The organism is Tissierellales bacterium (assembly GCA_025210965.1).
GTDB lineage: Bacteria > Bacillota > Clostridia > Tissierellales > JAOAQY01 > JAOAQY01.
In genome coordinates, this window is sequence record JAOAQY010000098.1 from 1 (window position 1) to 15966 (window position 15966).

10 protein-coding genes and 1 other RNA gene are annotated in these 15966 nt (G+C 34.2%); 2 read left to right on the plus strand and 9 right to left on the minus strand.

Going from position 1 to position 15966, the window contains the following annotated elements; translation table 11 throughout:
• Positions 1-130: 130 nt before the first annotated feature.
• Both N4A40_07640 and hflX read right to left on the minus strand, forming a co-directional pair.
• Positions 131-556, minus strand: coding sequence for a hypothetical protein (locus N4A40_07640; GenBank protein ID MCT4661720.1), 426 nt, complete (start codon positions 554-556; stop codon positions 131-133).
• An 18-nt stretch (positions 557-574) separates the two neighbouring features.
• Entirely contained in the window at positions 575-1870 is a 1296-nt protein-coding gene (gene hflX / locus N4A40_07645) for a GTPase HflX (protein ID MCT4661721.1), read from the minus strand.
• Positions 1871-2128: 258 nt separating this feature from the next.
• Between hflX and N4A40_07650 the strand changes: the two genes are divergently transcribed.
• Both N4A40_07650 and N4A40_07655 read left to right on the plus strand, forming a co-directional pair.
• Entirely contained in the window at positions 2129-5185 is a 3057-nt protein-coding gene (locus N4A40_07650) for a transglycosylase domain-containing protein (protein MCT4661722.1), read from the plus strand.
• A gap of 12 nt (positions 5186-5197) precedes the next feature.
• On the plus strand, positions 5198-6142 hold the full coding sequence (locus tag N4A40_07655; protein MCT4661723.1) for a phosphoglycerate dehydrogenase: 945 nt from the start codon (positions 5198-5200) through the stop codon (positions 6140-6142).
• A 34-nt stretch (positions 6143-6176) separates the two neighbouring features.
• On the opposite strand, the gene N4A40_07660 is transcribed toward N4A40_07655, so the two are convergent.
• From N4A40_07660 to dnaG, 7 genes are all read right to left on the minus strand, one after another.
• Positions 6177-7352 carry a response regulator gene (locus N4A40_07660; GenBank protein ID MCT4661724.1) on the minus strand — a complete coding sequence of 392 codons (1176 nt, stop codon included), beginning with the start codon at positions 7350-7352 and terminating at the stop codon, positions 6177-6179.
• Positions 7353-7848: 496 nt separating this feature from the next.
• Positions 7849-10467: a pyruvate, phosphate dikinase gene (gene ppdK / locus N4A40_07665; protein MCT4661725.1), complete on the minus strand. Its 2619-nt coding sequence runs from the start codon at positions 10465-10467 to the stop codon at positions 7849-7851.
• 270 nt (positions 10468-10737) lie between these two features.
• Positions 10738-11076, minus strand: an RNA gene (gene rnpB, locus N4A40_07670) — RNase P RNA component class A.
• A 52-nt stretch (positions 11077-11128) separates the two neighbouring features.
• Positions 11129-12229: a Nif3-like dinuclear metal center hexameric protein gene (locus tag N4A40_07675; protein ID MCT4661726.1), complete on the minus strand. Its 1101-nt coding sequence runs from the start codon at positions 12227-12229 to the stop codon at positions 11129-11131.
• Positions 12216-12920 carry a class I SAM-dependent methyltransferase gene (locus N4A40_07680; GenBank protein ID MCT4661727.1) on the minus strand — a complete coding sequence of 235 codons (705 nt, stop codon included), beginning with the start codon at positions 12918-12920 and terminating at the stop codon, positions 12216-12218. The genes N4A40_07675 and N4A40_07680 overlap by 14 nt, the downstream gene beginning before the upstream one ends.
• A 52-nt stretch (positions 12921-12972) precedes the next feature.
• Positions 12973-14082: an RNA polymerase sigma factor RpoD gene (gene rpoD, locus N4A40_07685; GenBank protein MCT4661728.1), complete on the minus strand. Its 1110-nt coding sequence runs from the start codon at positions 14080-14082 to the stop codon at positions 12973-12975.
• A 19-nt stretch (positions 14083-14101) separates the two neighbouring features.
• On the minus strand, positions 14102-15934 hold the full coding sequence (gene dnaG / locus N4A40_07690; protein ID MCT4661729.1) for a DNA primase: 1833 nt from the start codon (positions 15932-15934) through the stop codon (positions 14102-14104).
• Positions 15935-15966 lie beyond the last annotated feature (32 nt).

Consider the following 15966-nt stretch of genomic DNA (forward strand, 5'->3'; position numbering starts at 1 on the left):
TCCGTCTCTATTGGCTTAGCATAACCTATAAATCTCGACTTCTTTATTTCTATTTCATCACTAGCTTCTTCTAATACTGTTCGATACTGTGCTTCCATGCATATCCTTCTTTCTAAAATGTCTTAATTCACTATATAATTGCTTTATCTGCTGAATTTTTATCTTTCAAACTTTCCTTCAATATTTTTCTTTCTTGAGTGTAAGTCAGTTTTTCTAATGCATCTTTAACTTCATAAAATCCCGCATTTTCTCTACCCTTCACTTTCGTCAAAGTAAAACTTTCTTCTAGTGTCTTCGCTTCATACCAAATAACGGTATTGCACATTGGAACTTCCCGACTTACAGAATAAAACTCATAAACACTATCTCCTATGTGTTCCTTTAGAGCTATTTCCATCTTAAAATATTGCCAAAACAAATCAACATATATATTTTTACTATGCCCAAATTCATCAATTCTAACTCTTGGCAATATCCATTCAAATTTTTCATTCTGTATCATAAAAACTTTATCTTTATGAAATACTACTCCGCCTATATAATTGCGATATAGCATAACTGAGATGCCTCCTATTTAATCATATTTTTCAGCCACGTACTGTTGATAGCGATTATACTCTTCCTCATTTAACGTTATCTTAATCTCAATTCCGTCCTCTATATAATTAGTTTCCTGTATATCTCCTGAGTCATGAAAATAAGATAACAAATCCCCTCTATCATATGGCAATATCATTCTAACACTATAATACCTATTTTTCATCCTTTTTTCAATAGTATCAAGCAATACATCTAATCCTTCACCAGACTTTGCAGATAAATAAACAGCATCTGCCTCCAACCCTAACTTCAACTCTTCTATATTTTCTACCACATCAACTTTATTATAAACTACTATTTGTTCTTTCTGTTCGCATCCTAATTCTTTTAGTATCTTCTCCGTTGTTGCTCTTTGAAGATCCAATTTTTCATTAGTCAAATCCATTACATGCAGTATCAAGTCTGCATAAACTACTTCTTCGAGTGTGCCTTTAAAAGCCTCAACTAAATTAGTAGGCAATTTACTAACAAATCCAACAGTATCTGTAACCAAGAAAGTTTTTCCATTATTAAGCTTTGATTTTCTAAGTGTAGTATCTAATGTCGCAAAAAGCATATCTTGAACAAACACTTCCCTACTCGCTTCAAACTCGTCATCTAATTTAGCTAGTTGATTCATAAGTGTAGATTTTCCCGCATTTGTATATCCGACTAGCGCAACTATTGGTGCTGATGAATTAAGTCTTTGCTTCCTATTTATCTCTCTAGTCTTTTCTATCTGCTTAAGCTGCCTTTTTATTTCTGTCACTCTCTCTAGTATATGTCTTCTATCCATTTCAAGTTTTGTCTCACCAGGACCTCTAGTACCAATTCCAGCACCCATTCTCGATAATGATACCCCTAGCCCAGTTAGTCGAGGAAGTCTGTATTGATGCTGAGCCAATTCTACCTGTAACTTACCTTCCTTAGAAACTGCTCGTCTAGCAAATATATCAAGTATAAGCCCCGTACGGTCTATTACTTTACATTCCACTTGCGCTTCTATATTTCTAATCTGTGCCCCTGAAAGTTCATCGTTAAATACAACAGTGTCGACTTCCATATTTTTGACAAGCTCTGCTAATTCTTCAAGTTTTCCCTTTCCAATGAATGATCTTACATCCACTCGTTCTTTCGATTGACTAAGTCTACCAACAACTTCACCATTAGCTGCTTGAGCCAATTCTTCAAGTTCATCTAGCGATATTTCTAACTCTTTTGCATCTTCACTTTTTAATGCCATTCCAACTACTATTATTCTCTCTTTTGTTTCCAATTTATTTTCACTCATATTATCCTCCATAATCACACTAAATATATTGCCACTGTTACCAATTTTAATCTAATTTACACTTAGCTGTAATAATTATTTAATTTATTGGTTTTTGATGTTATGTTATAATTTACTTGGGCATTGTGGCTATTTATATACTTTATTGTAACTTATATTTTCACATATGCCTATGCTAAAAACATATAAAATTATTTAAACATAAACAGAGCCATCATAAATATTATTGTGGTTCTAATTATTTGTCAGGAGGATTATATGTCTAATACAAAGTCTACTAAGACTAAAAAACCAAAAACCAAAAACAAATTTTTGAAAGCTTTGAAGATTACAATCATAACATTAGTATGTATTGGAATCATAGGAGCTGCAACCGGTATAGGTATAATAATGGCTGTCATACAAGATGTGCCTGAAATAGACTATACCAAAGTCGCTACGTCACTTAATGAAAACTCTGTCATACTTGACGAAGAGGGTCAATTGATAGAAAAAATTCAAGCAGTGGAATTTAGAACTATCGTTGACATATCTCAAATACCAGAACAAGTTCAAAATGCATTTATAGCAATAGAAGATGAGCGTTTTAGAACTCATAATGGATTTGATTTAAAACGTATATTCGGCGCATTATGGGCTGATATAAAAGCTCGTCAAGTCGTCCAAGGCGCTAGCACTATCACTCAGCAACTTGTAAAAAACCTTTATCTTTTCGATGAAGTAGATAAGCATAATCTGGTAAATGATGTAAAACGTAAAATAAGAGAGGTTTATCTAGCCATTGAAATGGATAAAAATCTTTCTAAAGATCAGATTCTAAACGCATATCTAAATACAGTAAACTTAGGTCGAGGTGCCTATGGGGTACAAGCTGCTGCAGAACTTTATTTTGACAAAGATGTTTCTGAACTAACTCTAGTCGAAACTGCTATGTTGGCCGCCGTTCCAAAAAGTCCAACGGCCTATTCTCCTTATATCCTTCTGAAACCAGAAGATGTGGAAGAAACTCATGTAGTTTTGGGTTCTGTAAATGTACTAGGTACTAATTACACTGCTATAGTAAATAAAGAAAATATAAAAAGGCGCAAAACAGTCTTGATAACTATGCTGAACAATAAATTTATCACTAGAGAACAATATGATGAAGCTCTAGCTCAAGATCCTGCTGATATTATCAAAATCACAAAAAAGATTAATGAGAATATAGAAACATCATACTTTAATGATTATGTAAAAGATCAAGTAACCAAGGATTTAATGAAAGAAAAAGGCTACACCAAAAAACAAGCTGGCGATTTAATTCGAAAAGGTGGACTTACAATTTATTCTACAATGGATATCGGAATGCAAAGTAATCTAGAAGGCATATATGATCAATTTACAGATTTGATTCTAAAAGCTACTCATAAAACTAGAGCCTCAATAAAGGGAGCAGTATTAGTTAATCGTAATAATAGAATAAATAACAATATCGCAGATAGCAGAAATAAAATAATCTACTATGAACAGCCTCAATTGTATAACAAAGATTATGAGTTAATAATAGACAAAGGAGATTATAGTATAGACGATTCTGGCAATTTAATAATTACTTCTCCTAAGGTAAATTACAGAAACTTTGATACTGCCGCTCACTATATTATAGATGGTGATAAAAATCTATTGACTTTCGCTGCTGGATATATTCAAAATCTTGAATGGAGTCCTTCTGAGAGCACTCCTAAGATAAAGATTTTGAAATCAGATCGCGAAAATAAACGAGTAATAGTTAGCAATCGATTCTTAAATTTCACTGATGATTACTACAGAATAGATCCTAATGGCAATTTACTACTAAATCCAAAATATCTAGTTGTAAATAAAAATGGAATAGTGCAACCTCAATCTTCTACTATAATAATGGATTATAGGACTGGTAAAATAAAAGCCTTAGTCGGAGGTCGTGATATAGAAGGTCAAAAGCTTTATAACAGAGCTACATCTGCTAGACAGCCAGGCTCTTCACTAAAACCACTTAGTGTTTACTTACCTGCATTAGATAGCGGATTGACTGCAGCTAGTACTATGGATGATATTCCTTACTACACAGCTTCTGGTAAACGTTGGCCTGCAAACTGGTATGGTACTAGAACCGCAGCTAAAGATGATAATTATCGTGGAATCAACACTTTGAGAGAAGCTGTACAACAATCTATAAATGTTTCAGCAGTAAAATATCTAGAGTATATTGGAATTCCAACAAGCATTCAATATCTAGGAAAACTTCATCTTATCGATACCGAGAATCCTAGTAATGACTCTTTCATAAGTGCTAAAGAAGCTCAAGCTAAAGGCTCTGGCGTTTTCGATGAAAACTTATCTGCTTTAGCTTTAGGTGGCATGAGTCATGGTATTTCACCACTTAGAATGACAGCAGGATATGGTGCTATTGCAAACAATGGAGAATATATAGAACCTATAGCCTATACAAAAGTATTAGATAGACATGGCAAAGTTTTACTTGAAAAAACACCAACTAGCAATATAGTTACATCACCACAAGTAGCTTATATAATGTCTGATATCCTAGAGAGTGTTATTTCAAAAGGAATCGGTACTGCCGCTGCTATTTATCCAAGAAATACTACGATACCCGTTGCTGGTAAAACTGGTACTACTCAAAACAAATCAGATGCTTGGTTTGTTGGCTACACTCCATATTATGTTTCAGCTACGTGGATAGGTAATGATAGCCCAGCGATAAAATTATCTGAGGGTAGTAAACTAGCTGCTAACCTTTGGAGAATCGTAATGAAAGAAATGCATAAAGACTTACCAGCTAAAGGATTCGACAAACCATCTGGTCTCACTACCGTTGCCGTTTGTAAAGATTCTGGCCTATTGCCAAATGAACTTTGTTCAAGAGCTATTAGTGGTTCTACCGTATACAATGAAATTTTCATAAAAGGCACTGAACCAAAGGAAAAATGCAATATACATGTAGAAGTTCCTATAGATACCACTACAAATAAATTAGCTACACTGATGACACCAATGGAATTTATTGAGAAAAAGGTAGTTATAAAAAGAGAGCCTCCATATAATCCAGATGATCATAATGGATTTATGCCTAGAGATTATCAATATTCATATGACGCTTTTGTGCCAGATGATGGAGTACTTCTTCCTAATGACGAAGTTATTGATCCAAATACAATGCCTGTAACTCCAGGAACTGATAATTCCTTAATGCCTGATGAAGCACCTTCTGGCCCTAGTGAACCTCCTGCATGGTTGTTTGGACCAAGTGATGATGCTTCAAGCTCTGATGAATAAGGAGGTAACTATATGAAAATTTTATTTACTTTGAAACATAAAAATCCCAACTACTTTGACAAAGTCAAAGAGTTGGGATATGAAGTACATTTTATAGATGAGAGAAATTTTACTCTAAATGATGAGGCCAAAGATTGTGACATATTGGTATGTTATGATCCATTTAATGATCTTGACTTATCATCACTTCCAAATCTAAAATGGCTACAATTATCAAGTGTAGGTATCGATCAAGCACCTTTACAATATCTTGAAAAGAATTCTATAATTCTAACGCATAATAAGGGTGGTTATAGTATCCCTATGGGTGAATGGATTGTTCTAAAAATACTAGAGCATTTGAAAAAAACTAAAACTCTAATAGAAAATCAAAATAATCACAAATGGCATATGGATTTTTCACTCCAAGAACTTTTAGGTAAAACTGTAGGTTTTATAGGTACTGGAACTATAGCACAGGAAGCAGCAAAAAGATTGGTAGGCTTTGAAGCTAATTTGATCGGATTAAATACTAGTGGTAAAGAAACAACCTATATCAAAAACTGCTATCCACTAAAAGATAAGTCGAAATTTTTAAGTATGTGTGACTTTGTTGTACTTACATTGCCTGCTACAAATAGCACTAAGGATTTTCTATCGCTTAAAGACTTTGAGACTATGAAAGACACATCATTTTTGATAAATATATCTCGTGGTCAAAACTTAAACGAAACAGATTTGATAAAAGCTTTAAATAGCAATATGATTTCTGGAGCTGCGTTAGATGTGTTTGTTGAAGAGCCATTACCTGAATCAAGTCCTCTTTGGGATATGGAGTCGGTATTTATAAGTTCTCATAATAGCTGGATTTCAAATCAAATATTTGATCGAAGATTTGATTTAGTTTATGAAAATTTGAAAAGATACGCATCAAAAGAGAAATTACTTCATGTAATTGATTTCAAAAAAGGATATTAATAAAAAAACTCAAGGAAAAATCCTTGAGTTTTTTTTAAATTTTTATTTCAAAATGCTCTATAAAGTTTTCCAATTCATTCTTGTCTATCTCCAAATACTCAAAAACATCTTCTACTAGTTTGTTTTTCAAACATTCATGTCCCAACTTCTTCCATGAATAATAATTAGCTAAATGAATTACAGAAACTAACTCTTTATTTATTATATTTTCACCAGTAGGATTATGATGAAATAATGTAGCCTCTACAATTGGAAATGGAAGCTCCCACCAATTAAGCAGATATCCCCCTATTTCTTGATGAGAAACGCCTAGAACTTCTTTTTCTGCCTCCCATGTATCCATATCATCAGAATCTTTTACCTTAGCTCTAGCGGCGTTTTTTTCATCACTAAAGTGCTCATAAATAACTACCTTACCAATATCATGTAATAACCCTGCACTTGCAAACGTACTTGGCATTTTTTTATTGATAAACTCACTATATATGATATTAGCATAAGCATTCGTAAGACTAGCATGCTTCCAAAGCATTTCCTTCTCTTCTTTACCAGTCTTTAATTCTTTAAATACACTATTCGTAAGAACTATGTTTTTGACACTTGTAAGTCCAATATAAATGATGGCTTGCTTTATAGAACCTGTTTTAGTACCGTAAAAAGCTGAATTCGCAACTCTAAGTATTCTAGATGAAATAGCAGGATCTTTCTCAATCTTCGTTGAAATTTCATCTATATCTGCCCCACTTTCAATTAATACAGCTATCTCTTGATAAAGGTTAGGAACTGTTGGCAAATCATTTATATTATTTATAAGTCTCAATAAATTCTTATCTTTAAGTATAGATTCTTGCTCAAAAATCTTGTCAATTACAGTCTTTAATTCATCATTATTCCACGGTTTAAACAAATAAAGTTTGACTATATTATCCTCTAGTGCTTTATAAATCTTTATATTGTCAGTATATCCACTTAGCGCTACTCTAAGTGTAAGAGGATACTTTTCCTTAACCTTTCTAAGTAACTCATATCCATCCATTATTGGCATACGTATATCTGTAATCAATAAGTCTATAGCATGATCTTCTAGTATTTGTAATGCCATCTCTCCGCTTTCAGCATAATAAGTTTCATAATCACTTCTAATAAATAGTCGCTTAAGCGCTCTCAAAATTTGTTTTTCATCATCTACAAATAAAATGCTCTTCGTCATGTCGTCCTCCATTTTTAAGTTTAATATTCCTAAGAACCTAGCATCTCCTATATTTTATATACCTCTATTATAAACCATTAAACAAAAAAACTTAAGAGTCAAAAAAAATCTACTAATTTTGTTTTAATCATCATCTCTCGGGTATAATATAATTACATTAGATTTTCCTCTTTTAAAGAGGTTAATTTATAGAGGTGATTCCGGGGACTAAATAACGAGATTATTATCTTGTGATAGTTTACAAGCTAAAGTAGTACCATAGGTTACTATATTACTTTAATTAAGTTACTTTAGGAGGTATGTACTATCGAGGAAAAACACCAGTACTTTAAAATTAAATATATAAATTCTAATAGTGCTTGGTTTCACTGAGACTCGATCAAAGGGTAAATTGCTTTGGTCGAGTTTTTTGTGCTTTAAATGCCCTGCTCTCATAGAAAATTATTTAAAAAAAGCGCACTGGATATCCAGTGCGCTTCTAATATATTAATCGCTATTACTTGTTGATGATAGCAGCTTGAGCAGCAGCTAATCTAGCGATTGGTACTCTAAATGGTGAACAAGATACATAGTTCAAACCGATTCTGTGGCAGAATTCGATTGAAGATGGCTCTCCACCGTGCTCTCCACAAATACCTAATTTGATATCTGGTCTTGTCTCTTGACCCAATTTTACAGCTGTCTTCATAAGTGAACCAACACCTACTTGGTCGATAGCTTGGAATGGATCTTTCTCGAATATTCCTCTTTCTTTGTATTCAGAAATGAACTTACCAGCATCATCTCTAGAGAATCCAAATGTCATTTGAGTTAAGTCATTTGTACCAAATGAGAAGAACTCTGCTTCTTCTGCAACTTGATTAGCAGTAACAGCAGCTCTAGGAATCTCAATCATTGTACCGATTTTGTAGTCTAACTTAACGCCAGCAGCTTCGATGATAGCGTCAGCTTCTTTAGCAGCTAATGCTTTCATTTCTGCTAATTCGTTTTTGTGTCCTACCAATGGAATCATGATTTCAGGAACAACATTTAATCCACCTTTGTTAACTTCAACAGCAGCAGTGATAATTGCTCTAACCTGCATAGCATAGATTTCTGGATAAGTAACACCTAGACGACAACCTCTATGACCTAACATTGGGTTGAACTCTGATAATTCTTCAACTTTAGCTTTTAATTCATCAAAGCTTAAGTTTAATGCATCAGCAACCTCTTGGATTTCTTCATCTTTGTGTGGTAAGAATTCATGCAATGGTGGATCTAAAAGACGAACTGTAACAGGTCTATCTTCCATTGCTTTATAAATACCAACGAAGTCTTCTTTTTGGTATGGGAATAATTTTTCTAATGCTTTTTCTCTTCCTTCAACTGTATCTGAAACGATCATTTGACGGAAGTTGAAAATTCTTTCCTCTTCGAAGAACATATGCTCTGTTCTACACAAACCAATACCTTCTGCACCAAACTCAACTGCTTGAGCAGCATCTCTTGGAGTATCAGCATTTGTTCTTACTTTAAGAGTTCTAGTCTCATCAGCCCATCCCATCAATGTTCCAAAGTTACCAGATAATTCTGGAGTAACAGTTTTGATAGAACCAGTATAAACATCACCAGTATTACCGTTTAATGAGATAAACTCGCCTTCTTTAACTTCTTTATCTCCAACGATCATTACTTTCTTTTCTTCATCAACTTTTGCGCTACCACAACCAGCAACACAGCAAGTACCCATACCACGAGCAACAACAGCTGCGTGAGATGTCATACCACCACGTTGAGTTAAGATACCTTCAGCACTTACCATACCTTCGATATCTTCTGGTGAAGTCTCAGCTCTTACTAAGATAACTTTTTCGCCAGCTTCAGCTGCGTTTTTAGCATCTTCTGAAGTGAAGTATACTTTACCTGATGCAGCACCTGGTGATGCTGGTAAACCAGTTGTTAATACTTCTGCCTTAGCTAAATCTTCTTTATCAAATGTTGGGTGAAGTAATTGATCCAATTGTTTTGGCTCAATACGCATGATTGCCTCTTCTTTAGTGATTAGACCTTCTTCAACCATTTCAACTGCAATCTTAACAGCAGCAGCTGCTGTTCTCTTACCAGTTCTTGTTTGTAAGAAGTATAGTGTACCATTCTCGATAGTAAACTCTAAATCTTGCATATCTCTATAGTGGTTCTCTAATTTATTTGCAATTTCCATGAATTGGTTGTAAACTTCTTCATTTATTCTCTTCATATCTTCGATGTGAAGTGGAGTTCTGATACCAGCAACAACGTCTTCTCCCTGTGCGTTCATTAAGAACTCACCAAAAATACCATTGTCTCCAGTTGCAGGGTTTCTAGTAAATGCAACACCAGTACCTGATGTCTCACCTGCATTACCAAATACCATTGCTTGAACATTTACAGCAGTTCCAATGTCATGTGGAATTTCGTTTAAGTTTCTGTAAACGATAGCTCTTGGGTTATTCCAAGATCTAAATACAGCTTCTACAGCTTCCATTAACTGTGCTTTAGGATCCTGTGGGAAGTCCTTGCCAGTTTCTTCTTTAACTACTGCTAAATAAGCAGGAATCATTTCTTTTAGGTTTTCTGCAGTTAAGTCAGTATCTGACTCTACGCCATGTTTTTCTTTTGCTTCGTCTAAAATTGCTTCGAATTTAGATTTTGAAATCTCTAAAACAACGTCAGAGAACATTTGGATAAATCTTCTGTAGCTATCATAAGCCAATCTTTCGTTGTTAGTCAATTTAGCGAAACCTTCAACAGCTTCTTGGTTTAAACCTAAGTTTAATACTGTGTCCATCATACCAGGCATAGAAATTCTAGCACCTGAACGAACTGAAAGCAATAATGGATTAGAAACATCCCCGAATTTCTTTCCAAGCTTTTCTTCTACTTTTGCTAAATTTTCAAAAATTTCTGCTTCTACTGAAGCATCAATTTTCTTACCATCAGCATAGTACTTTGTACACATTTCTGTTGTTACAGTAAATCCTGGAGGAACTGGAACTCCGATGTGAGTCATCTCAGAAAGGTTTGCACCTTTACCTCCCAATAAATTCTTCATTTCTTTTTTTCCTTCGTCGAAGGAATAAACATACTTAGCCATTTCATCACACTCCTGTTTTATTTTAAACTTTAAGAGTTTGGTTCTGATATCTTCAAAATATCATACATCAAACATTATAGCACTTTACCCCTCTAAAAATCAATATAATTTTAGAGAATAAAATAATTCTTTTCACCTCTGTCTCATATAGAAGCACCGTTTCATTGATACCCATTGTGAAATAAATTATAGCACTAATATGTTTAATGGAAAACAATACGCTTAACAAAAAACAAAGAGTCTACCATTGGTAGACTCTAATTTGCTAATAGAGTAAGCAAATCTATAAGCCGAGTTCTGTATTAGATTATCATCAATCTAGACCATTTGTTACCAAATGGTTCAAGCAACCTACCATTAGAGAAAACAACGGGCAGCTGTCTTTTCAATCTCATTTTGGTCTTGCTCCAAGTGGGGTTTACATAGCAGACTAGTCGCCTAGCCTCTGGTGAGCTCTTACCTCGCCTTTCCATCCTTACCACACTAATGTGGCGGTTTATTTCTGTTGCACTATCCTTAGAGTCGCCTCCACTGGGGATTACCCAGCACCCTGCCCTATGGAGCTCGGACTTTCCTCATGCCAAAGCACGCGATAATCTGACTTACTTACCGACATATTCTAACATAGATTAGCATCTGTGTCAATTTTTAGCACTAAAATTTATAACTTTTTTGCCAAACTGCCATTATCTAACTCAAAAGGAGCGATTTTAATTTCAAAATCATCTATTTTATCATTCAGTAACTTCTCTAATTCATCAAGCACCGGTCTTTCAGAATAATAATGTCCTAAATCAATTACAGCAATATTTTTATCTATCAAATCAAGTACCTTTGTACTTCTAAGATCAGAGCTTATATATACATCTACATTTCGTACTTTAGATATCAAATCTTCACCACCACCGGGACAAAAAGCAACATTTTCTATACCTAAATTTTCATCTCCATAGTAAGTAACGTTCTTACATTTCAAGTCTTTCTTCAGTCTTTCAGCCAATGTTATAAGAGTAGTCTTTTCTATTTTCCCAGCCCGTCCATGTCCATAAACTTTTTTTAAATTCTTGACTTCAATCACGTCATAAGCTACCTCTTCATATGGGTGATTCAACTTCAATGCAGCTACTACATTTTTCAAATCAGTCTCTTTCACAATAGCTTCCAACTTTATTTCATCTACAAACTCCAGCTTTCCAAGCTCACCAATATATGGATTTGCACCATCAACTGGTCTAAACGTTCCTGTGCCTGATTGTCTAAATGTACATGAGTCGTAATCACCATATCTCCCTGCTCCAGCATCCGTTAATGCTTTTGCCACTAACTCAACATGGTCTTTAGGTATAAAACTAATAATTTTGTAAAATGATTCACTTGTTATAGGTTCTATGATTGATTCATTCTCTAGGCCTATGATTTTCCCAAGCGCATAATGAGTACCATAATCACATAAATCTAGCGGAGTATGCCATGCTAATATATTTAAATCATTTATCATGGCCTTCTTTAACAAAAAAGATCTTTTTCGTGCTGAGTCAAATTTCTTCATTGATTTAAATATCATTGGATGATGCGCCAATATAGTATTTATATTATTTGATATAGCATAATCTAGTACATCCTCAGTTACATCCATTGCTAACAAAAGTCCACTAACTACACATTCATTGTCTCCTACTATAAGCCCGCAATTATCCCATGATTCAGTAAGTTTTAGCGGTGCAATTTCCTCAATTTTATCAATTAAATTACTTAGCTTCACGCTTCATCATCACCTTTTCTAAACTCATAATTATATTTTCAAGTTCAATTAATTCCTCATTTGCATCTTTTTTAGAATTCTGTTTTATACTTTGATATATATTCTTGTACTTAGAAAGTTTGAATTTATAAAATGCATCTATTTGTTCTCCGACTTTATTCTTTAATACAGGTCCCACTATAGCATCATTTTTGTCTGTGAAATTCTGACCTATAGCATTAGGCTTTGCAACAATAATTTCATAAAACTTTTTACCTTCTATCGCTATTTCTTCATCAACAATTTCAAATCCATTTTCATTTAAATACACTCTAAGTATATCGCTAGCAACCATTGGTTGAAAAATAAATTTATCAATGCTATTTGTAATTTTCAAATCATGGGCTAATAACTCAGTCATTAATACTCCGCCCATTCCAGCAATAACTACAGTTTTAACTTCTCCAGCTCGAAGCACCTCAAGCCCAGAACCAAGTCTCGTATCCATTTGTTCTTCGTATCCATACTCTAAAGATATTTCTTTGGCTTTCTGCAAAGGCATTTCATTTATATCTGCAGCTATAGCCGATTTTACCTTGCCTGTTTCAATAAGATAGATAGGCAAATATCCGTGATCCGTTCCAATATCAGCAATCATTTCCTCTTGTTCTACAAGATCCGCAATCGCCTGCAATCTAGGTGTTAATTTCATATAATTCTCGCCTCTTTCAATATAAATAATTCAGAAAAAAAGATTCTCTGGTTTATTCCAGAAAATCTTTTAATTTTTTACTGCGACTTGGATGTCTTAACTTTCTAAGCGCTTTAGCCTCTATCTGTCTAATACGTTCTCTTGTAACATCAAACTCTTTACCAACCTCTTCCAAGGTTCTTGCTCTTCCGTCATCTAAACCAAATCTCAATCTCAATACTTTTTGCTCTCTCGGAGTAAGTGTATCAAGTACATCTACAAGTTGCTCTTTTAGCAATGTAAACGTAGCTGCTTCTGCTGGTGACTGTGCATCATCATCTGGTATAAAATCACCAAGATGGCTATCCTCTTCCTCACCAATAGGAGTCTCTAACGATACAGGTTCTTGAGCTATTTTTATAATTTCTCTTACCTTTTCAACTTCTAAGTCCATCTCTTTGGCAATTTCTTCTGGAGCAGGTTCTCTACCTAAATCCTGTAACAATTGTCTCTTAACACGAATCAATTTATTGATAGTTTCTACCATGTGCACGGGAATTCTGATAGTTCTAGCTTGGTCTGCTATTGAACGAGTAATTGCTTGTCTAATCCACCACGTAGCATAAGTACTGAACTTATACCCTTTTCTATAGTCAAATTTTTCTACAGCCTTAATTAGACCCATATTTCCTTCTTGAATCAAATCCAAGAACAACATACCACGTCCAACATAGCGTTTCGCTATACTAACTACCAATCTCAAGTTTGCCTCTGCTAATTTTTTCTTAGCTATTTCATCGCCTGCTTCCATTCTCTGCGCTAAATCAATCTCTTCTTCAGCAGTCAATAGTGGTATCTTACCAATTTCTTTAAGATACATTCTAACAGGATCATCTACACTTATTCCTTTCGGAACATCAATTTCTTGAGTCTTTTTCTTTGATTTTGTAGTTTTTTTACTTTCTTTTGCCTCTGAGTCTGACTCTCCGCCAATAACTTCTATCCCTTCGCTCTTAAAAATACCATAGATGTCATCTATTCTATCCGCATCTAACTCGACTTTTTCAAATGAAGACATAATCTCTTCATAAGTTAAAGAACCCTCTTCTTTACCTTTTTTTAATAAACTTCCAATCGCCTTTTCAACATCAACCTTGGCTATATTTCCCTTTTTGTCAGCCATTAAGACGCCTCCTTTAATCCTACTTCGTTTTCATATACTGATCAATCTCTCTAGCAACCTCTAACGTATCATTGAGCTCAATCATATATTTTTCGCGTTGTTTCTCATCTGACGTTTCACTAATCAGCTGTTTCAATTTGTTTTTTTTCTCATTTAAACGATACTTTTTCAATTTTATAATAATCTGGTGCAAACTGTCAATATCCTTTAACTGATTTAATGATATTTTTTTACTTTGAGCAAGAAATTCTAATTGTTCTTTGATAACTTCTAACGACTCATGAGGATTGCTTTGTTCATAAGCTTGTCCTATGGTCTCATAAATAATTTTAAGTTCATCGTCAAAACATTCGAGCACATCTTGTTCATTTTGAAGCTGCTCGTAGTACTTCTTTGAAATAGTAACAGTATACAAAAGCTCATACGGAAGCTGATTTGTTTTTTTCTTTATTAAAACCTTTGTGTTTCTCTCCATTGGCTTTTGAAACAATTGTTCTCTTTCATTCGATGTAAAATCACGTTTTTCAGAATTTCTACTTTTTGCAACCACGTTTTTCGCCCTATTTTTGTATCTTTCATAAAAATCATTTCTAATCACATCAGCATTTATCTTCAACTCATCTGCGATTTTTCTAAGATACAATTCAACTTCAGTCTTATTATCTTGTCTAGACAATACCTCAAACAAATTTTCTAAATACTTTATTTGATCATTGCTATCACTTATATCGTATTCTTGCCTCAAGTCATAATCATAATACTCTATAGGTGAAAATGCCTTTTCTAATCTTGCTAAAAAAGATTCCTTTCCAAATTTTTTAATATATTCGTCGGGATCTTTAGCACCGTCTAGCACAATTATCTTTGGTCTAATTTCTCGTTCTGCCAAACGTTCTATAGCTCTCTTGGTTGCTTTTCTACCCGCTTGGTCCGTATCATAGCAGATATAAACATCCTCTGCATTTTTTTTAATAAGTTGAACCTGCTCTTTGGTCAAAGCTGTACCAAGTGATGCAACCGCATAGTAAATGCCACTTTGAAATAGTGCTATGACATCCATATATCCCTCTGCCAAAATCAATTTTCGCTCTCTTGATTTTTTTCTTAGCAAATTAAGCGAAAACAAGTTCCAGCCTTTATTAAATACTTCCGAATCTGTAGAATTCAAATATTTAGGTTTTTGACTATCGTCTATAGCTCTACCTCCAAAACCTATGACTCGCTGTCTCGTATCTAATATTGGAAACATCAATCTATTTCTAAATCTGTCATAATAACTATCTCTTTTTTCACTGTGAATAATTAAACCCACCGACAACATCTCTGCTATAGTAAATCCTTGTGATTTTAGATAATCTAAAAGAGCCGTCCAGCTATCCTGAGCATATCCCAAACCATAAATTTGTATAGATTTATGGTCAATTTCTCTTCTTTGCAAATATCTAAGCGCTTTCTCTGTCTTTCTCAAATTTTCGCGATAGAATATTGCAGCTGATTTATTGAGTTCATAAAGCCTATTTTTTGCATCTTCTCTAGGGTCTCTAGCTATTTCCTGAACTTCGAGTTCTAGTCCAGCTCTTTCCGCCAAAAACTCCACAGCTTCAGAAAACGAAATATTCTTATACTCCTCAACAAACTTAATTACATCCCCCCCTGCCCCACAGCCAAAGCAATGATAAATTTGCTTAGCCGGAGAGACAACAAAAGAGGGGGTTTTTTCATTGTGAAAAGGACAAACCCCCTTGTAGTTAACTCCTGCTCTTTTTAATTCTAAACAGTCGCCAATCACATCGACGATGTCAATTTCATCTTTTATTTTCTCAATAAATTCTTCTCGAAATACTCTTGGCATTATCCTCACCTAAACTATATATTCTATAACCA